Raw genomic sequence first — 18,918 nt, 5'->3', positions numbered from 1 at the left:
CCGCGCACGCCCAGATCACGCGGGACGACTTTATCTAGTACTTTCTTCCTATCTTGCGGCCGCGCGCCAGCGGCCCGGTTTTGCGCACCGAGGAGTCAGGATGAAGAAGACCGCCACTGCGTTCACGACGGAACGCCGCCATCTGCTGGAAATCATCGATGGCCTGATCGAAGGCATCATCCTGCTGGACCAGGACCGCCGCATCGTCTGGGCCAACGACACGGCGCTGGCCATGCATGGCGTGACGGATTTGGCCGCGTTGGGCGGCACGGCCGCCGGCTATCGCAAGGCGTTTACGCTGCGCTATCGCAACCATCGCGCGCTGCGCGCGGCGCAGTATCCGCTGGATCGCGCGCTGGCGGGCGAGGCCTACAAGGACGTGGTGGTGGAAGTGACGAGCCGTCGCGATTCAGACTTCAGCCGCATGCATCAGGTGCGCAATCTGGAGCTGCGCGATGCGCAGGGCGCGGCCGAAGGCATGGTGCTGGTGCTGCTGGACGTGACCGAGCGCTACAACGCGGAAGAGCGCTTCGAAAGAACCTTCAACGCCAACCCCGCGCCGGCCGTGATCTGCTCGCTGGCGGACCTGCGCCACGTCAAGGTCAATGAAGGATTTTTGGCGATGACCGGCTACAAACGCGAGGACGTGCTGGGCAAGACCCTGCGCCAACTGGACGTGCTGGGCGACACGCCGCAACGCGAGGACGCGCTGCACCGGCTGGCGGAAGGGACCACCATTCCGCAGACGGAAACCACGATTACGGTGCGGGATGGCGGCACCAAGTTGGTGGTGGTGGCGGGCCAGCCCATCGAGGTCGCGGAACAGCCCTGCATGCTGTTCACCTTCAACGACCTGGAGCCGCGCCGCAAGGCCGAATCGGCATTGCGCCATAGCGAGCAGCGCTTCGCCACGGCATTCCGGCTGGCGCCGGTACCCATGACACTAAGCAGCACGACGGGCGAGCTGCTGGAGGTCAACGATGCCTTCGTCGCCACGACGGGCTATGACGCCAGGACGCTGGCGCGCGACGAGGATGCGCTGGCGCAGCTGTGGACCGACCCGCAGGCCTACGACCGCGCCATGGCCTCGCTGGAGCAGGGCGCCAGCGTGCGCAGCCAGGAGATGGCGCTGCGCACGCGCGAGGGCGCGCTGCTGGACTGCCTGGTGTCGGCCGCGCCGGTGTCGATCCAGGATCAGCCCTGCGTGCTGGCGGCGATCCAGGACATCACCGAGCGCAAGCGCAGCGAAGTCGAGCTGATGGAGGCGATCGAGACGGTCATGCAGGACACTTCGTGGTTCAGCCGCACCGTCATCGAGAAGCTGGCGCAGATCCGCGCCCCCCAGGGCGCGCCGCAGGAGCAGGGCGAATTGGCCGACCTGACGCCGCGCGAACGCGAGATCCTGGGCCTGATGTGCCAGGGCCACACGGATGCGGAGATCGCGGCCAGCCTGCATTTGTCGCGCAACACGGTGCGCAATCACGTGGCGGCGTTGTACAGCAAGCTGGACGTGCACCGGCGCAGCGCCGCCATCATCTGGGCGCGGCAGCGCGGCATCGTGGGGTATGAAAAGCCGGCGCGCAAGCAGGCGCAGAAATAGGCGCGGGCGCAAACGCTGGTCGGGATGCAGACCCCGCAGCCTCAGGCATAGAGACTGGAAGCAACCCCGCAAAAGTCAGTAGAAAAATACCAGCCGATCTGATGCGCGCGCTTCTTACGCACACGTCATGCGCTTCCTATAGTGGGTTCGTCCGCCGCTGGAGCCCAGGCCCAAAGGCCCTCTGGCGCGGTTTCACGCAACCTGGAATTAGGAGCGACAACATGGATAACGACCGCATCAAGGGCGCAGCCAAGGAAGTCAAAGGCTCGATCAAGGAAACGGCCGGCAAGCTGACCGGCAACCGCGAGACCGAAGCCGAAGGAAAAGCGGAGAAAACCGTGGGCAAGGTGCAGCGCAACGTGGGCGAGGCCAAGGATCAGGCACGGGACTTGCTGAACAAGAAATAGCGCGGCAGCCCCTCGGCATGGCCCGCTACGCCCCTGTACGCCCTAAGGAGAAAAAGATGACGCATCGAATCTGGCTTGCGCTGCTGCTGGCAATCACCGCCATCACGGCCGGTTGCAACACGATGGAAGGCGCCGGCAAGGACATCGAACGTGGCGGGGAGAAGATCCAGCAGAAAGCCCAGTAAGTCCTGTACCGGTAGCCTGCTTGGACGGCTGGCGCGCTGAAAGCGCGCCGGCCTTTTTGCGCCTATTGCGCGTTGCGTCCTATTGCGCTTTTGCGTCGAGGCGGCCCAGCAGGGCATCGAAACGACCTAGCCGCGCGTACCGCGTCTGACCGCCCGCCACGACCTCGCCACCTGGCAGGCCGATCCACTGTTGTATCCCGCTATCGAGGTCCAGCGCGCCATGGCGGATTCGAAGCAACTGGCCCGACGCCGGATGCCAGAGCTGGCCCAGGTCCAGACTTCGATGCGGCGCATGCCAGTGGCCCAGCAGCAGCCAGCCGCCCTGTAGCGCTTGCAGCGTCATACCGCCGGCAGGTAGGTGCGCCACTTCGTGCTGATGAACGGCGCCAACATCCAGGCTTGCGTGGCAAAGCATGCCGTCCTCCAGCCACGCAATGGCACTGTCGCCCAAGGCCACAGGATGCGAGATATCGCCCGATAAGGGCGCGCCATAAGACAGCGGCAAGGGATGCAGCCGCCCTTCGCGAAACTCCAGCAGTTGGCCGCGGCACAGCACGCAGGTACGGCCGTCCGGCATAAGAATGACGGCGGACCTGTCACTGACCGGACGACGTTGCGCAGGCGCCGTGTGCAGCAGCGTCGGCTCCGCCGCGGAGTCTCCTGCCTGCCGCCCGTAGGCGGGATAAAGAAAGACCATGCCACGGTCCACCAGCAGCAGATCGTCGCCCGCAAAGCCCAGGCTAAATTCCGGGGTCCGGCGTTGCACTTGCGCGGCGCGCGGCGGCAGGGGCATGCCGGGCCGGTTGGAAGGGGGCAGCTCGACCTGGCCGGAATGCAGCAGATGCGCATAGGGCGTGCTGGACAGTCCGTCCGGGCCCTGTTCGATCCAGGCATGTACGCCGCTGAGGCTTACGCAGGAGGCGAGCAGCCCACGCCGCGCCGGAAACTTGCCGTCGATCGCGTGCAATGCCGGCCATGCACACAGGTCGGTGAGCGCCGGAGCTTCCCAGTCCTCCATGGCGGCGCAGGCCCATCCCGGAGCCAGCGCTACGGCGTAGGGGATGTCCAGATAATCCTCGGGGCCGCACAGCGGACCCGCAGCCGGCTTGGGCAGGGCCGCCTGGGCGCCAGCCGCGGCGCCTTCCTGGCGATGTGCGACGGCCTCCCAACCCCGCGCCTGTATTTGCGTCTTGAGACTGTCTGCCTCGACCTGCGGCACGATCAGCAGACGAATCGCGTCATCCTCTTCGCGCTGCTCGATGAGCGCCAGTCCCAATGCCTCCAGCTCCTGGCCCAGCGCCGGCAGGAAGTCGTCGGCCCGGTCGTCGCTCATGACGGACCGAAGCAGGTCCAGGCGCGCGGATGCAAGCGCCGGGTGACGGGTCGAATAGATTTGCCTGAGCGTGTCCAGCACGTCGGACAGGGGAATTTTCCAATCGAAGGAGACGGGCTGCTGCGGCATGGTTTAGCGCGAGAAGCCGCGCGCGGAGATTTCCCAGATGTCCTGCACCACACCGTCCTTGAACACGACCAGGCCGTCGTGCAGGTTGAAGGTGGGGTCCACGTGCGCAGGCACCAGGCGCAACACGCTGCCCAAGGCGGGCGCCGTGGCGCCAGCTTCCACCCGCACCACGCTGTGCTCGTCGTTGATGGCAATGCAGGTCAGGCCGGACTCGCCATAGACGGCGGGCGGGCCGCATTCGGCGGAAGCCGATTTGAGGCCGGCGTCCAGCACCACGCGCTCCGCAGTGGGCGTGCTCATCACGGTGGACAGCAGGAACAGGCTGTTCTGGAAGGTGAGCGGGCCACCCCATTCATTGGCGCCGTAGTCGCCGTCCATGAAGGCATAGGAGCCGGCCTGCAATTCGGTATAGACGCCGCTGGCCGCGTCGAACTCCACGCTGCCGGTGCCGCCGCCGGTGATGGTGTCGCAGGCGATGCCGCTTTCACGCAGCAGTTGCGCGTAGGACGCGGCGATGCGCGCGGCCTGGCGGGAGACGGTGGCGCGTTCTTCGCGTGTGCGGTAGTGCTGCACCGAGCCGTGATAGGCCTGCAACCCCGCGAAGTTCAGGCCCGGCAGCGCGCGCGCCTGCTGCGCCAGCGCCAGCACGGTGGCGTCGTCGGACACGCCGCAGCGGCCCTGGCCCACGTCCACTTCGACCAGCACGTCGATCTCGGCGCCGGCCTGAACCATGGCGGCCGACAGCTGCGCCAGGTTCTGCGCGTTGTCCACGCAGACGCCGATCTTGGCGGCGCGCGCGAGCTGGCCCAGCAGCGCCATCTTGGCCGGGCCGACGACTTCGTTGCTGATGTGGATGTCGCGGATGCCGGCGGCCACGAAGGGCAAGGCTTCGCTGACCTTCTGGCAGCAGATGCCGCGCGCGCCCAGGGCCAGTTGGCGCAGCGCGATCTGCGGGCATTTGTGGGCCTTGGCGTGCGGTCGCAGGGCCACTTCGTGGCGGTCGGCCCAGGCCTGCATGGCGCGCAGATTGGCTTCGAAGGCGGTCAGGTCCAGCGCCAGGCTGGGCGTGTCGACGCCGGCAAGGGGATCGCCCGGCTGGGCGGCGGGGGGCAGCGCAATGCCGCGTATGACTTCCTGGGACATCTTGGAAACTCCGTTATCAGCACTGCAGGGATGTAAGCGCACACCATAACCAAAGCGGGACCACCCATAACCTTGGGCGATGCGACCCCCTGGAAAACCATAGCCCTGTAATCATTGGCTACAGGGGGTGGGCATGACAGAATTTCATCATAAAGAAAGCCCCCGAGGGGAGGCGCGTTTTTGCCGGGGGAATTCGCCCAACGGCAGAAATCACATCACTGATACCCGTCAGCAAGAATCGGAGAAGCCCGCATGAAACTCAAGAATTGGATCACCGCCCTGACCATTGCGGCCGCCGCCGTCGGCGCCGCCGGTTCGGCGCAGGCCCAGCAGTTCTTCCGCATCGGCACCGGCGGCACCGCCGGCACCTACTATCCGGTGGGCGGCATCATCGGCAACGCCGTGTCCCAGCCGGGCAAGCTCATTGCCACCGCGGTGGCCTCCAACGGCTCCGTCGCCAACATCAACGGCATCATGGGCGGCTCGTTCGAAGCGGGCTTCACGCAGTCCGACGTGGCCTTCTGGGCCTATAGCGGCACCGGCACCTTCGAAGGCAAGCCCAAGGCCCAGGACCTGCGCCTGATCTCCACCCTGTACCCGGAAAGCATCCACCTGGTGACGCGCAAGGGCTCGGGCATCAAAGGCGTGGCGGACCTGAAGGGCAAGCGCGTGTCCATGGACGAGCCGGGCTCCGGCACCCTGGTGGACGTGCGCTTGATCCTGGGCGCCTACGGCCTGACCGACAAGGACATCAAGGCCGAATACCTCAAGCCCAACCAGGCCGGCGACAAGCTCAAGGACGGCGGCCTGGACGCGTTCTTCTTCGTGGGCGGCGCCCCCGCCGGCGCGATCGCCGAACTGGCCTCCACCGGCAGCATCGAACTGGTGTCGCTGGTCGGCCCGGAAATCGACGCGCTGCGCGGTAAGCAGGAGTTCTTCACGCCCGACGTGATCACCGCCAACACGTACCAGAACCTGCCGGAAGTGAAGACCATCTCGGTCAACGCGCAGATGGTGACCTCGGCCAAGATCCCCGATCAGGTGGTGTATGACGTGACCAAGGCGCTATACAGCGACGCCACGCGCAAGACGCTGGACGCCGGCCACGCCAAGGGCAAGCTCATCACCAAGGAAAACGCCGTCAAGGGCGCGGGCATCCCGTTCCACCCGGGCGCGGAGAAGTTCTACAAGGAAGTGGGCCTGTTGAAATAAGCGAGCCGATGCTTCTTTTAAGGATAGACCACGGCGCAATCTGATCCGCCGTGTTTGAGCAGGGCCGCCACGAGCGGCCCTGCTTGCTGTATCACCTGAGACTCACGGCGATGGAAATAGACCACGAGAAAACCCAGCAGCTGGCGGAAAAGTACGATTCGGAAATCCGCTTCCGGCCGCTGGACAAGACGGCCACCTGGATCGTGTCGGGCCTGCTCGTCACCTTATCCCTGTTTCACTACTACACCGCCGGCTTCGGCCTGCTGCGCGAGGCCACGCACCGCGGCGTGCACCTGGCCTTCGTGCTAAGCCTGATCTTCCTGGTGTTCGGCTTTTCCAAGTCGCACTACCAGCGCCAGCCCAAGTCCACCTGGTATTCACCGGGCGGCATTCCGCTGTACGACTGGATCATCGCCATCGCGCTGGCGCTGTCGGTGCTGTACATCCCCTACATCTTCGAGGACCTGGCGTTCCGCGTGGGCAATCCCATGCCCATGGACGTGCTGATGGGGTCCATCCTGCTGATCGGTCTGCTGGAGGCCACGCGCCGTGCCATGGGCTGGCCGCTGCCCATCATCGCCATCGTGTTCATGGCGTATGCGATGTTCGGGCCGTATTTCCCGGGCCTGCTCAAGCATGCCGGCAATACCTGGTCGCAGGTCGTCAACCACATGTACCTGACCAGCCAGGGCGTGTACGGCGTGGCGGTCGGCGTGGTCGCGACCTATGTCTTTCACTTTGTGCTGTTCGGCGTGCTGGCCACCCGCATCGGCCTGGGCCAGCTGTTCCTGGACGTGGCGTCGACCGTCGCCGGACGGTACGCGGGCGGGCCGGCCAAGGTGTCGGTGTTCGGCTCGGCCATGTTCGGCATGCTGTCGGGCTCCTCGGTGGCCAACGCGGTCACGGTGGGCTCGCTGACCATTCCGGCCATGATCCGCATCGGCTATCCGCGGCACTTCGCCGCGGGCGTGGAAGCGGCCAGCAGCACGGGCGGGCAGATCACGCCGCCCATCATGGGCGCGGCCGCGTTCCTGATGATCGAGTTCCTGGGCATCCCGTACCAGCAGATCGCCATCGCGGGCATCTTCCCGGCCTTCCTGTACTTCTTCGGCATGTTCATGCAGGTGCACTTCGAGGCCAAGCGCGAAGGGCTGCGCGGCCTGACCGAAGAGGAAATGCCCAAGCTCAAGCAGTCGTTCAAGATGCGCTGGCCGACGCTGATCCCGCTGGTCCTGCTGATCGGCGTGCTGGCCAGCGGCCGCACGCCGTACCTGGCAGCCTTCGCGGGGATTACCGGCTGCATCATCGTGGGCCTGCTGAATCCGTTCCAGCGGCTGCGCTGGCGCGACCTGTACGAAGCCTTCGAGACCGGCGCCAAGTACGCGCTGGCGGTGGGCGCGGCCGCGGGTACGGTGGGCATCGTGATCGGGGTTGTGACGCTGACCGGCGTGGGCTTCAAGATCTCGTACATCGTGATCGCGGCCTCGCAGGTGCTGGCCAGCGGCGCGGCCATGGTGATCCCCGATACCATCGCCAACATGCAGTCGTTGACGCTGGTGGCCGCGCTCATCATGACCGGCATCGTCTGCATCCTGATGGGCTGCGGCGTGCCCACCACGGCGAACTACCTGATCATGGTGGCGGTGGCCGCCCCCACGCTGGTGCAACTGGGCGTGCAGCCCATCGCGGCGCACTTCTTCGTGTTCTATTTCGGCATCCTGGCGGACATCACGCCGCCCGTGGCGCTGGCGGCCTACGCGGCGGCCGGCATGGCGGGCAGCGACCCGTTCAAGACCGGCAACACGGCCTTTAGGCTGGGCATCACCAAACTGATCGTGCCCTTCGTGTTCGTGTTCTCGCCGTCGCTGCTGATTTCGGTGCAGGGCTTCACCTGGTACGACTTCTTCGTGACGCTGTTCGGCTGCATGGTCGGCCTAGTGCTGCTGTCGGCCGCTTTCTCGCGTTACATGCTGGTGGGCATGAAGAGCTGGGAGCGCTGGCTATGCACCATCGGCGCCTTGCTGACGATCCTGCCGGGCCTGACCAGCGGGCTGGTGGGGCTGGCGATCTGCATTCCGGTGTTCATGCGCCAACTGGCGCAGCTGAAGCTGGAAAGCGCCCCCAAGGCCGCCTGACGGAACCGGCCTGCGCACAAAAAGGGGCGGATCTGCGAGACCCGCCCCTTTTTGCTCCGAATCATGAATATTGGCAGCATTTAGGCGGAAAATGTGCGCGTGTTGTCGCAAGGTGACGCCATACAACATTCCACCTTCCCGCCGGTTGCCGGGCTATTTAAATCAGCGTAAAGTAAAATTCATGTTTGCTGGTCTGCCGATCTCCGGGCCGACTGTGCACACAGGCACAAAACTGCGCCATATGTTCGATATCCTGGTTTATCTGTACGAGAATTACTACACGCCGCAAGCCTGTCCTGCGGCCGACGTGCTCGCAAAGCGGCTTGCCGCCGCCGGTTTCGAGCACGAAGACATCGACGACGCCCTAGGCTGGCTCTACGGCCTGGCCGAAACCACCGAACGCTGCGTCGATCTCGCCCAGGCCCCCGCCACCGGCACCCGGATCTACACCGACAACGAATACCAGCAGCTCGGCACCGAATCCATCGGCTTCATCGCCTTCCTGGAATCGGCTGGCGTGCTGCCCGCGCCGCTGCGCGAAATCGTCATCGACCGGGGCCTGGCTTCGCCGGAAACGCCCGTGCCGCTGTCCAAGATCAAGATCATCGCCCTCATGGTTCTCTGGAGCCAGGAAGCCGAGATCGACAATCTGGTCCTGGAAGAGCTGCTGGACGAAGACGGCGTGCGCCTGCTGCATTGACCGGCATCCGCGTCGCTTGATGCCGCTTTCCCCACCCCGCGCGCCGCGCCGCGCGGGCATCCCATCGTGAATTACATCGGCCGCTTCGCCCCCAGCCCCAGCGGCCCGCTGCATGCGGGCTCGCTGGTGGCCGCGCTGGCCAGCTGGCTGGACGCGCGCGCCCAGAACGGGCGCTGGCTGCTGCGCATCGAAGACGTGGACACGCCACGCACGGTGCCGGGCGCGGCCGAGGTCATCATGGGCCAATTGGATGCGCTGGGCCTGGCCTGGGACGGCGACATCATGTGGCAATCGCGCCGCAACGACGCCTATCAGGCCGCCTTCGACTCGCTAGCTGCACGCGGCCTGATCTACGGCTGCGGCTGCACCCGGCGCGAAATCGCCGATTCGGCGCTGCGCGGCCAGACCGCCCCGGGCGCCGATGGCGAGCGCCCGTATCCCGGCACCTGCCGCCATGGCCTGCCGGCAGGCCGCGAAGCCCGCGCCTGGCGCGTGATCATGCCGGAGGGCGTGGAACATTTCGTGGACCGCTGGCTGGGGCCGCAGGAACAGAACGTGGCGCAGGCCGTGGGCGACATCGCCTTGCGGCGGGCCGACGGCCTGTGGGCTTACCAATTGGCGGTGGTGGTGGACGACGCCGCACAAGGCGTGACCGACGTGGTGCGCGGCGCGGACTTGCTCAGTTCCACCGCGCGCCAGCGCGTGCTGGGGCGGCTGCTAGGGTTGTCGCCGGTGCGCTACCTGCATGTGCCACTGATCCTGGACGCGTCCAGCGGCCTGAAACTGTCCAAGCAAAACGGCGCCCCGCCCATCGACACCGGCGCGCCCCTGGCGGCGCTGACGGCCGCCTGGCGCGCCTTGGGCTTCGGCGTCATCGACACCGCGAACCGCGACCAATTCCTGCGGGAAGCCACCGCGCAATGGGCGCGGCGCTTCCCGCTGTGCGCCGCTACAGCGGCTTGAGGTCCTGATCCAGCATCCGCACGAGCAGGGCCTCGCCGTTTTCCGCCACGCGCAGCTCGCCGTACTTGGCGACCTGATAGCGCTCGGCCTGGCCTTCCGGGAAGAAATAGGCGTTGGTCACGATGCGCACGCTGTTGTCGCGGATGCGGTAACGCAGCGGCACTTCGGCATCGGTATGCGGGTGCGTGTCGGGCTGGATGCGTAGCGGCTGCCCAACGCCGCGCGCGTCGGTCTGCAGCATCACATAGCCGTCCGGCTCGTAGCCCATGACCGATTCCTCGGCCTCGGGCCGCTCGCCGCCCAGCCGCAGGCGCGTGACCTCCCGGCTGGCAGCGAAGTTCAGCGCCATGTAATCGCCTTGCATCAGCGAACGGGGATCCACCGGCGCCAGTTCCAGGATGACCACCTTGCCGGAAGCCAGCAGCTTTTCACGCTGCCAGATACCGCCGTTGGCGACCACCAGTACCAGCGCCAGACCGCCCAGGATGGCCAACGTGCGCCAGCGCAAGGGCGCCGACACCGGCGGCAGGGGCGCGCGTCGGCTGGGCGCAATGGTGCGCATCAGGCGCGGCACCAGCCAGACCAGGGCACGCAGCACGAACAGCAGCAGGGCGGCGCCGCCCAGCCACAAGGCTTTTTGCAGCAGCGGCACGTCCAACTGGTAGTAATAGACGCCCAGATAGGCCAGCAGGCTGATCACCCCGAACACGACCAGGCGCGACTGGTTCAAGCCGAAGCCCAGCAGCAGCCAGGCCAGCGCGAAGCCCACGCCGGGGCTGGGCAGCCAGAACAGCGCCAGGATCAACAGGGCTATCGGGACGCCCCAGGTGACGCCAGCGGTCAGCACGTGGCGGCGGGGCCACAGCACCGCAAAGGCAGCCGCCAGGGGCAGCAGCGCCCCTGCAACCACCAGCACCGCCGTATGCGGATTGAGCTGCCACATGGCGGGCAGCTGCTGGGCGGAGAGGCCACCCGCCAGCCACACCATGCCTTGCACCGACAGCAGGAAGGCCCAAGCCAGCGGCTGCAACGCATGGGCGCGCTTGCCGCCCAGACGATGGCTGACACTGAAAATGACGGCGGTGGCCCAGGCGCCGGTCACGGCGATGGGCAGCCATACGAAGGTGGCGCGCATGACGTCGAAGCCCAGCCAGGCATCCAGCAGGTCTTCGCCGCCCAGGTCGGGCGACAGGCCGCGCCAGATCAGGCCCGCCCCCGCCGCGGCGATCAGCAGGCCGCTCAGGAAGCGCAGGATGACGTCGGGACCCACCGCGTAGACCGTGGCCGCCATCAGCAGCACGAATACGCAGGCGCTGGCGAACGAGGTCGAACTGGATAGCCCGAAGATGATCAAAATTTGCCCAGCAAAGGCCATGGCCGTGCCGCACTGGCGCCAGAACGGACCCGCATCGCTGCGCAGCACCGCCACGCCGGCGGCGCACAGCACCAGCCCGGCCACCAGCGCGCCGCCTTCGGAAGTGATGAAGCCCGAGAAGGCGATGAACACCAGCAGCAACACCGTCGACAGCCAGGCGCTCAAGCCCAACAGGCACTGCACGTACCAGGGCGGATCCGCCTGCGGCGCCGGGACCGGCGCCAATTGCGCGACCGGCGCGCTGGCGTCGGCCGGGTCCACCGAGTTGCCGGCCGAAGCCGCAGCCGGTTCGGAATCGGCGGCCGCGACCACCGCCGTCTGCGGGTCGCCGGCAAGCCGGCGCAGCCAGCGCGCGGCCAAGACGGCCTCGGCCATGAGTAGCGCCGCCAGCGGCAAGGCCGCCCAGACGCCGGGCTCCAGGCGCAGCAGCCATTCGCCCGCCACCCGCAGCGACACGCAGATGACGCCGGCGGCCAGCATGGCCAGGATGATCAGGTCGCGCCGGCCCTTCTGATAATAGAAGCCCAGGCCCAGGGTCACCGCGACCCAGGCGATGCCGTTATAGAGGCCCAGGCCGCGGCCCAGGAAGTCGCCAAGCATCTGGGTCAGCACCAGCACGCTGATCGCCAGGGCGGCCAGGACCCGCGGACCGACCAGGGTGCTGGCGCGCCAGCGGCGGGCAGCCAGCTCCCAGCCCAGCAGCAGCACCAGGTTCAAGCCGGCCATCATCAGGCCGGGCACGCCCGGGCCGCCGAATATCAGCACCCAGGAGAACACCCGCTCGCCCAGCCACAAGGCCATCGCCACGTTCAGCACCAGCACCCACAGCAGCCAGACGGCCTGGCTGCCGGCGGCCAGCGCCCAAGGCAGCAGCAGCAGCGCCCACCAGGCGAACAGTTCCCAGGTATCGGCGCCAGTCTGGTAAGTTTGGCCTAGTAAGGCGAGCAGCGCGCCCAAGAGGATGCCGGCCAGGGCGAGCAGGGCGCCCGGTATGGTGCGGCGCACGCCCGGGCTGGCCCGCAGGCGCAATCCGGCCCAGGCGGCGGCCAGCGCGCAGACCGCCAGCAAGCCCTGAATGCCGGCGAAGCGCTGCACTTTTGTCATGTCCTGCCAGTTGGCGGCGACCCAGCAAACCGCGGCGCTTCCCAGCAGCAAAACACCTAGCCAGAGGGTGCTGCGCGCCAGGAATTGACGCCAAGCGTGTAGTTCGGATCCCGCTTGTCTTTCAGTGCCGACTTGCATCTGGCGAATCTCCGATCTTATTATCCGCGCTACTACGGCGGGACTGCCGCCACTGGATACACATGAATAAAACGCTGATTATTGCCGAGAAGCCCTCGGTGGCCCTTGATATATCACGCGCCTTGGGAGGCTTCGCGCGCGAGGGCGACTATTTTGAAAGCGAACGTTACGTCCTCGCATCGAGTATCGGGCATTTGCTCAGCTTGGTCGCGCCCAACGATCCGGTCAAGGGGAAGTGGAGCTTCACGCACCTGCCCGTGATTCCGCCCGAGTTCGAACTGGGTCCCACCGACAAGAAATCCGCCGAACGGCTTAAGCTGCTGGTCCGCTTGGCCAAGCGCAAGGACGTCGACGCCATCATCAACGCCTGTGACGCCGGGCGCGAGGGCGAACTGATCTTCCGCTACATCATTCAGTACGCGGGCGTGAAGAAGCCGATCCAGCGCCTGTGGCTGCAGTCGATGACCCAGGCCGCCATCCGCGAAGCCTTCGCCAACCTGCGCGACGACTCCCAGCTCAAGCCGCTGGAAGCCGCCGCGCGTTCGCGCGCCGAGGCCGACTGGCTGGTGGGCATCAACGGCACCCGCGCCATGACCGCCTTCAACAGCAAGGACGGCGGCTTCTTCAAGACCCCGGTCGGTCGGGTGCAGACGCCCACGCTGGCCATCGTGGCCGAGCGCGAGGAACGCATCCGCCGCTTCGTGCCGCGCGACTACTGGGAAGTGCGCGCCACCTTCGTGGCTGCCGCCGGCCTGTACGAAGGCCGCTGGATCGACCCGCAGTTCAAGAAAGACGACCGCGACCCGGAAAAGCGCGAATCGCGCCTGTGGTCGGAAGCCGCCGCGCAAAGCGTGGTGGCCGCCTGCCGCGAACAGCCGGGCAACGTCACGGAAGAATCCAAGCCGTCGACCCAGATGTCGCCGGCCCTGTACGACCTGACCTCGCTGCAGCGCGAAGCCAACGGCCGCTTCGGCTTTTCGGCCAAGACCACGCTGGCGCTGGCGCAGACCCTGTACGAACGCCACAAGGCGCTGACCTACCCGCGTACCGATTCGCGCTATCTGCCCGAGGACTATATCGCCACGGTGCAGGAGACCATGCGCGCGCTGGCCAAGGGCGGCTCCAATGCCGTGGGCGGCCTGTCGCGCCACGCGGAAACCGTGGTCGGCAATCAATGGGTCAAGCCGAACCGCCGCATCTTCGACAACAAGAAGGTGTCGGACCACTTTGCCATCATCCCCACGCTGCAGATCCCGCACGACCTGAGCGAGGCCGAGGCCAAGCTGTACGACCTGGTGCTCAAGCGCTTCCTGGCGGTGTTCTTTCCCGCCGCCGAATACCGCGTCACCACCCGCATGACCGAAGTGCAGGGGCACCGCTTCCGCACCGACGGCAAGGTGCTGGTCAGCCCGGGATGGCTGGCCGTCTACGGCAAGGAAGCCCAGGGCGAAGACGCCAACCTGGTACCCGTGGCGGACGGCGAGACCGTGCGCACCGAGGACGTGGAGGCCGTCGGCCTGTCGACCAAGCCCCCGGCGCGCTTCAACGAAGGCACGCTGCTGTCGGCCATGGAAGGCGCGGGCAAGCTGGTGGACGACGAAGAGCTGCGCGAAGCCATGTCCGAGCGCGGCCTGGGCACGCCGGCCACGCGCGCCGCCATCATCGAAGGCCTGCTCAACGAGGTCTACCTGCGCCGCGAAGGCCGCGACCTGGTGCCCACCGCCAAAGCGCGCCAGCTGATGACGCTGCTGTCGGGCCTGGACGTGACCGAACTGACCTCGCCGGAACTCACCGGCGAATGGGAGCACAAGCTCAAGCAGATCGAGCAGGGCGGCCTGGGCCGCGAGGCCTTCATGCGCGAGATCGCGCAGATGACGCAGGTCATCGTCAAGCGCGCCAAGGAATACGAGCGCGACACGGTGCCGGGCGACTACGCCACGCTGCAAACGCCGTGCCCCAAGTGCGGCGCCGTGGTGAAGGAAAACTATCGCCGCTTTGCCTGCACCGCCTGCGACTTCTCCATCGGCAAGCACCCGGGCGGCCGCACCTTCGAGCTGCCGGAAGTCGAAGAGCTGCTGGCCAAGCGCGAGATCGGCCCGCTGCAAGGCTTCATCAGCAAGATGGGCCGGCCGTTCGCCGCCATCCTGCGCATCAGCGATGAATTCAAGCTGGAGTTCGACTTCGGCCAAAGCGACGAAGACGACAACGAGGCCGTGGACTTCTCCGGCCACACGCCGGTGGGTTCGTGCCCCAAGTGCCAGTCGCGCGTGTTCGAGCACGGTATGAGCTACGTCTGCGAGAAATCCGTCGGCCCCGAAAAGAGCTGCGATTTCCGTTCGGGCAAGGTCATCCTGCAGCAGGAGATCTCGCGCGAGCAGATGGAAAAGCTGCTGACCAACGGCCGCACCGACCTGCTCGACGGCTTCGTCTCCAGCCGTACCAACCGCAAGTTCAAGGCCTTCCTCGTCCGCCAGCCGGACGGCAAGATCGGCTTCGAGTTCGAGCCGCGTCCTGAAAAGCCGGGCCGCGCGCCGGCCAAGACGGCTGCCAAAACCGCGACCAAGACCGCCGCCAAGAAAGCGCCGGCCAAGAAGGCCGCAGTGAAGAAGACCGCAACCAAGACGGCCACGAAAACGGCCGTCAAGAAAGCCGTGAAAAAGGCAGCGCCTAAAAAGACCGCCGCATAGCAGGGGAGCCACGCCTCTTCCTCGTATCGCGCACAACGCCCGGGCAACCGGGCGTTTTCCATTGTTGGACGCCAGTTGCTGGGGTATTGTCTACGCCAAACCGCTGCAACCAGACCTATTCCGAGGACGACATGAGCAACAGCCCCGACTCCACCACCCGCCGCCGCGTGCTGGCCGCCGCAGGCGCGCTGGCCGGCATCAGCCTCATCAACGGCCGCGTCGCGTTCGCGCAGCCCAAGCTGGGCCGCGTCGTCTATGGCCAGGGCAGCATCGACCCGTTCTTCGCGGCCGGCTACGTCGCGCTGAAGAAGGGCTATTTCGGCGAGGGTGGGCTGGAAGTCGAATACCTGAATTCGCAGAGCGGTCCGCGCACCAACCAGTTGCTGGCCGCGGGCCAGATCGTGTTCGGCGCCACCGCCGCGACGGCCGCCCCCGCGCTGACGCTGGCCGGCAAGCCCGCCACGCTGGTGTTCGGCTTCGACCGCAAGCTCACCTACGCCAACGTCATCGTGCGCCGCGAAGACTTCGAAAGCGGCAAGATCAAATCGTTGAAGGACCTGGCCGGCAAGCGCGTGGGCGCCACCCAGCCGCAGTCCAGCACCTGGCTCATGGCGCTGTACCTGATGCAGAAGGCCGGCGTGGCCGACAAGGTGGACATCCGCCCGCTGGGCGACCTGGCGACCATGCTGGGCGCGCTCAAGACCGGCTCCGTGTCCGCCAGCATGGCCACCATGTCCATGATGGAACAGGCCCAGCAGGAAGGCTGGGGCGTGCCCATCTTCGACGCCACCACTGAGAGCTCGTGGAACGAATTCATGGGCGGCGACGTACCCGGCATCGCGGCCCTGACTTTGCAGGACACCATCCAGAAGCGTCCCGAAGTGGTGCAGGCCTTCGTGACCGGTCTGGTCCGCGCGCAGGACTTCATCAGCGCCAACAGCGCCGCGGCCGTCACCGACGCGATCTACGACGATTACCTGAACGCCTTTCCGCGCGCCGCCATCGAGAAGACGCTGGGCGTCTACAAGGAAACGGTGTTCCTGAAGGACAACATCATCACCCAGGACGCCTATGACCGCATGACGGCCATCATGGGCGACGGTCGCCAGTTCTCCAACGACGAGATCAAGACCGTGCCCTACGACCGTTGCGTGAACATGAGCTTCGTGCGCCGCGCCCGGGGCCTTTGATGATCACGCTGGACAAGGTGGGCAAGGCCTACCAGACGCGCCAGGCCACCACGCACGCGGTGGGCGAGGTCAGCCTGACGATCCCGGAGGGCGAGTTCGTCTCCATCGTCGGCCCTTCGGGTTGCGGCAAGAGCACGCTGCTGAACATGATCGCGGGCTTTCTGCGGCCGACCACCGGCACCATCCGCGTGGACGGCCGCGTGGTCGACGGGCAGGTGCCGCCGGCGCTGGGGTACATCTTCCAGAAGGACACGCTACTGCCCTGGTTCAGCGTAAGAAAGAACGTGGCGCTGGGCCTGAAGTTCCAGGGCGTGTCCGCCGACAAGATCGAACGCCGCGTGGCCGAGCTGCTGGAAATGGGCCACCTGAGCCAATTCGCCGACGCCTTTCCGCACCAGCTGTCGGGCGGCATGCGGCGGCGCGTGGCGCTCTTGATGAGCCTGGCGGTCGAGCCGCGCATCCTGCTGCTGGACGAGCCCTTCGGCGCGCTGGACACCCACACCAAGACCCACCTGCACCGCGAACTGATCGAGATCTGGCGCAAGCTGGGCCAGACCATCGTCATGGTCACGCACGACCTGGACGAGGCCATCCTGCTGTCCGACCGCGTGGTGGTGCTGTCCGGCCCGCCCAGCCGCGTGCTGCTGGACGAGCGCATCGAGATCCCGCATCCGCGCGATGTCTTCACGCTGCGCGAAACGCCGCAGTTCGTGACCCACGTGCAAAGCCTATGGAGCGTGCTGGGACAGCAGTTCCGCGCCGCCGCTTGAACCAATACGCGTCATGACCACGACTGATTCCGCCGATTCCCTGCAGGGCCAGCTGCGGCTGGACCGCCGCGCCAGCATCGCGCGCCGGCTGCGCATCACGCTGTGGCAAGTGCTGATTCTTGCCATCATCCTGGGCTCCTGGGAAACGCTCACACGCATCCCCTGGTTCACCCAGAACACGCTGTTCGATCCCTTCTTCATCAGCCAGCCTTCGCGCGTGGCCGTGCGATTGTGGGAGTGGCTGCAGCCCGGCCCGCGCTCGGTCTGGCCACACCTGTGGCTGACGCTGCAAGCGACCATGGTGGGACTGCTGGTGGGTGTGGGCAGCGGCTTCGTGGTGGGCATGACGCTCAGCCGCAGCCGCTTCCTGGCCGATGTGTTCAATCCTTTCATCGTGGCGTTCAACTCGATGCCGCGCATCGCCTTCGTGCCGCTCATCACCATGTTCTTCGGACTGGGCCTGGCGTCCAAGGTGGTGACGTCCTGGTTCGTGGTGTTCTTCCTGGTGTTCTTCAACACCTACAAGGGCGGGCGCAGCGTGGAGCGCGAACTGGTGGACTTCTGCCGCACGTTGGGTGGTTCGCCGCGCCAGATCCTGTGGCGGGTGCGCATCCCGACCGCCGCCGCGTGGACCTTCGCGGCGCTGCCGAATGCCATCAGCTTCGCGCTGATCGGGGTGGTGCTGGCGGAGTTCGTCGGTTCCACCACGGGCATGGGCTATCTGATGATCACCGCGCTGGCGACGCTGAACGCCACCGACATGTTCGCGGCGGTGACGCTGCTGTCCATCGTCGGCATCGCGCTGGTTTATTGTGTGACCTGGCTGGAACGCCGGCTGCTGCACTGGGCGCCGGAGTTCCGGGAATAGGTAGATCCCCCCGCAGCGCCGCGCCCTTCGCCCCAGGAGGGCGCCGCTGCGGACTGGCGGAGCCAGATCCGCGCCGCCCTGATTGAGACGAAGCATTTTGGACGACTGACATGAATACGCTGCCGTATCTGCGCAACTTCGACCTGACGGGACAGGTCGCCCTGGTCACAGGCTCTGCCCGCGGGCTGGGTTTCTGTATCGCACGCGCATTGGCCGGCTGTGGCGCGCGCGTGCTGATCAACGGCCGCAACGCCGAGGCCGTCGCGGCCGCGGCGGGTGAACTGACTGCCGCAGGACTGGACGCGCATGCGCTGCCGTTCGACATCAGCGACGACGCCGCCATGGAGCGCGCGTTCCTGGACATAGACCGCGACCATCGCCGCCTGGACATCCTGGTGAACAACGTGGGAGCGCGCAACCGCAAGACCCTGCGCGACACCAGCCCCGCCGAGATCCGCGAGCTGATCGACACCGATATGGTCGCCGGCATGCTGCTGGCCAAGTTCGCCGCCGAGCGCATGGTGCGCCAGGGCAGCGGCCGCCTGATCGCGATCACCTCGGTGGTGGGGGAACTGGCGCGTTCGGGCGATGCGGTCTATCCCGCGGCCAAGCAGGGCCTGACGGGCATGGTGCGCGCGCTGGCGGCGGAGTTCGGCGGCTACGGCATCACCAGCAACGCCATCGCGCCGGGCACCTTCGCTACCGAAACCAATGCGGAGATGGTGGCTGACCCGGCGGTCGGTCCGCGGATCGCCGAACGCAATCCCATGGGGCGCTGGGGTGAGCCCGAGGAAATCGCGGGCGCCGCCGTGTTCCTGGCGTCGCCCGCGGCGTCATACGTGAATGGGCACGTGCTGGTGGTGGACGGGGGCTTGTCGATTCAGTTTTGAGGGTGGCAGGGCGAAGCGCGAGAAAGCCGGAGCGCGCATACCACCGGTGCCCGTGAACCCAAGCGGCTGCCGCCCCGCGCGCCCGACAG

Annotated in this window: 15 protein-coding genes; 12 read left to right on the top strand and 3 right to left on the bottom strand. The window is 66.6% G+C overall.

The features are described from left to right. Positions 1-100 precede the first annotated feature (100 nt). The 3 genes from AXYL_RS00380 to AXYL_RS00370 all read left to right on the top strand — a co-directional run bounded on the left by AXYL_RS00380 (position 101) and on the right by AXYL_RS00370 (position 2,192). The gene (locus tag AXYL_RS00380; RefSeq protein WP_013390839.1) at positions 101-1,600 is read left to right on the top strand and encodes a helix-turn-helix transcriptional regulator; all 1,500 of its coding nucleotides are present in this window, start codon (positions 101-103) and stop codon (positions 1,598-1,600) included. Between the two features lie 221 nt (positions 1,601-1,821). Further along, positions 1,822-2,007, top strand: coding sequence for a CsbD family protein (locus AXYL_RS00375; RefSeq protein ID WP_013390838.1), 186 nt, complete (start codon positions 1,822-1,824; stop codon positions 2,005-2,007). Positions 2,008-2,063: 56 nt separating this feature from the next. Further along, entirely contained in the window at positions 2,064-2,192 is a 129-nt protein-coding gene (locus AXYL_RS00370) for an entericidin A/B family lipoprotein (protein WP_013390837.1), read from the top strand. Between the two features lie 79 nt (positions 2,193-2,271). On the opposite strand, the gene AXYL_RS00365 is transcribed toward AXYL_RS00370, so the two are convergent. Together AXYL_RS00365 and AXYL_RS00360 are read right to left on the bottom strand one after the other, a co-directional pair. Continuing rightward, positions 2,272-3,654 carry a hypothetical protein gene (locus AXYL_RS00365; protein WP_013390836.1) on the bottom strand — a complete coding sequence of 461 codons (1,383 nt, stop codon included), beginning with the start codon at positions 3,652-3,654 and terminating at the stop codon, positions 2,272-2,274. A gap of 3 nt (positions 3,655-3,657) precedes the next feature. After that, positions 3,658-4,797: a DSD1 family PLP-dependent enzyme gene (locus AXYL_RS00360; RefSeq protein WP_013390835.1), complete on the bottom strand. Its 1,140-nt coding sequence runs from the start codon at positions 4,795-4,797 to the stop codon at positions 3,658-3,660. Positions 4,798-5,049: 252 nt separating this feature from the next. Between AXYL_RS00360 and AXYL_RS00355 the strand changes: the two genes are divergently transcribed. The 4 genes from AXYL_RS00355 (at position 5,050) to gluQRS (ending at position 9,807) form a co-directional block, all read left to right on the top strand. After that, positions 5,050-6,009, top strand: coding sequence for a TAXI family TRAP transporter solute-binding subunit (locus AXYL_RS00355; RefSeq protein ID WP_013390834.1), 960 nt, complete (start codon positions 5,050-5,052; stop codon positions 6,007-6,009). Positions 6,010-6,119: 110 nt separating this feature from the next. Further along, positions 6,120-8,144: a TRAP transporter permease gene (locus AXYL_RS00350; RefSeq protein WP_013390833.1), complete on the top strand. Its 2,025-nt coding sequence runs from the start codon at positions 6,120-6,122 to the stop codon at positions 8,142-8,144. A gap of 241 nt (positions 8,145-8,385) precedes the next feature. Then, positions 8,386-8,844, top strand: a complete 459-nt coding sequence (locus tag AXYL_RS00345) for a DUF494 family protein (protein WP_013390832.1) — start codon at positions 8,386-8,388, stop codon at positions 8,842-8,844. A 66-nt stretch (positions 8,845-8,910) separates the two neighbouring features. Next, positions 8,911-9,807 carry a tRNA glutamyl-Q(34) synthetase GluQRS gene (gluQRS, locus tag AXYL_RS00340; protein WP_013390831.1) on the top strand — a complete coding sequence of 299 codons (897 nt, stop codon included), beginning with the start codon at positions 8,911-8,913 and terminating at the stop codon, positions 9,805-9,807. Here gluQRS and AXYL_RS00335 read toward each other — a convergent pair. Then, positions 9,794-12,424 carry a GDYXXLXY domain-containing protein gene (locus tag AXYL_RS00335; RefSeq protein WP_013390830.1) on the bottom strand — a complete coding sequence of 877 codons (2,631 nt, stop codon included), beginning with the start codon at positions 12,422-12,424 and terminating at the stop codon, positions 9,794-9,796. The two genes, gluQRS and AXYL_RS00335, sit on opposite strands and share 14 nt — an antisense overlap. Before the next feature lie 62 nt (positions 12,425-12,486). On the opposite strand from AXYL_RS00335, the gene AXYL_RS00330 reads away from it, so the two are divergent. From AXYL_RS00330 to AXYL_RS00310, 5 genes are all read left to right on the top strand, one after another. Next, the gene (locus AXYL_RS00330; protein ID WP_013390829.1) at positions 12,487-15,111 is read left to right on the top strand and encodes a DNA topoisomerase III; all 2,625 of its coding nucleotides are present in this window, start codon (positions 12,487-12,489) and stop codon (positions 15,109-15,111) included. A gap of 131 nt (positions 15,112-15,242) precedes the next feature. Beyond that, positions 15,243-16,301 carry an ABC transporter substrate-binding protein gene (locus AXYL_RS00325; RefSeq protein ID WP_013390828.1) on the top strand — a complete coding sequence of 353 codons (1,059 nt, stop codon included), beginning with the start codon at positions 15,243-15,245 and terminating at the stop codon, positions 16,299-16,301. Beyond that, entirely contained in the window at positions 16,301-17,071 is a 771-nt protein-coding gene (locus AXYL_RS00320; RefSeq protein ID WP_013390827.1) for an ABC transporter ATP-binding protein, read from the top strand. The genes AXYL_RS00325 and AXYL_RS00320 overlap by 1 nt, the downstream gene beginning before the upstream one ends. A 13-nt stretch (positions 17,072-17,084) precedes the next feature. Continuing rightward, positions 17,085-17,939 carry an ABC transporter permease gene (locus AXYL_RS00315; RefSeq protein WP_013390826.1) on the top strand — a complete coding sequence of 285 codons (855 nt, stop codon included), beginning with the start codon at positions 17,085-17,087 and terminating at the stop codon, positions 17,937-17,939. A 110-nt stretch (positions 17,940-18,049) separates the two neighbouring features. Continuing rightward, the gene (locus AXYL_RS00310; protein WP_013390825.1) at positions 18,050-18,829 is read left to right on the top strand and encodes an SDR family oxidoreductase; all 780 of its coding nucleotides are present in this window, start codon (positions 18,050-18,052) and stop codon (positions 18,827-18,829) included. Positions 18,830-18,918 lie beyond the last annotated feature (89 nt).

The sequence above is a fragment of the Achromobacter xylosoxidans A8 genome, assembly GCF_000165835.1.
In the GTDB taxonomy this organism is placed as follows: Bacteria; Pseudomonadota; Gammaproteobacteria; order Burkholderiales; family Burkholderiaceae_B; genus Achromobacter; species Achromobacter xylosoxidans_B.
The sequence above is the reverse complement of the archived record's forward strand: the minus strand, read 5'-3'. Positions and strand labels throughout refer to the sequence as shown.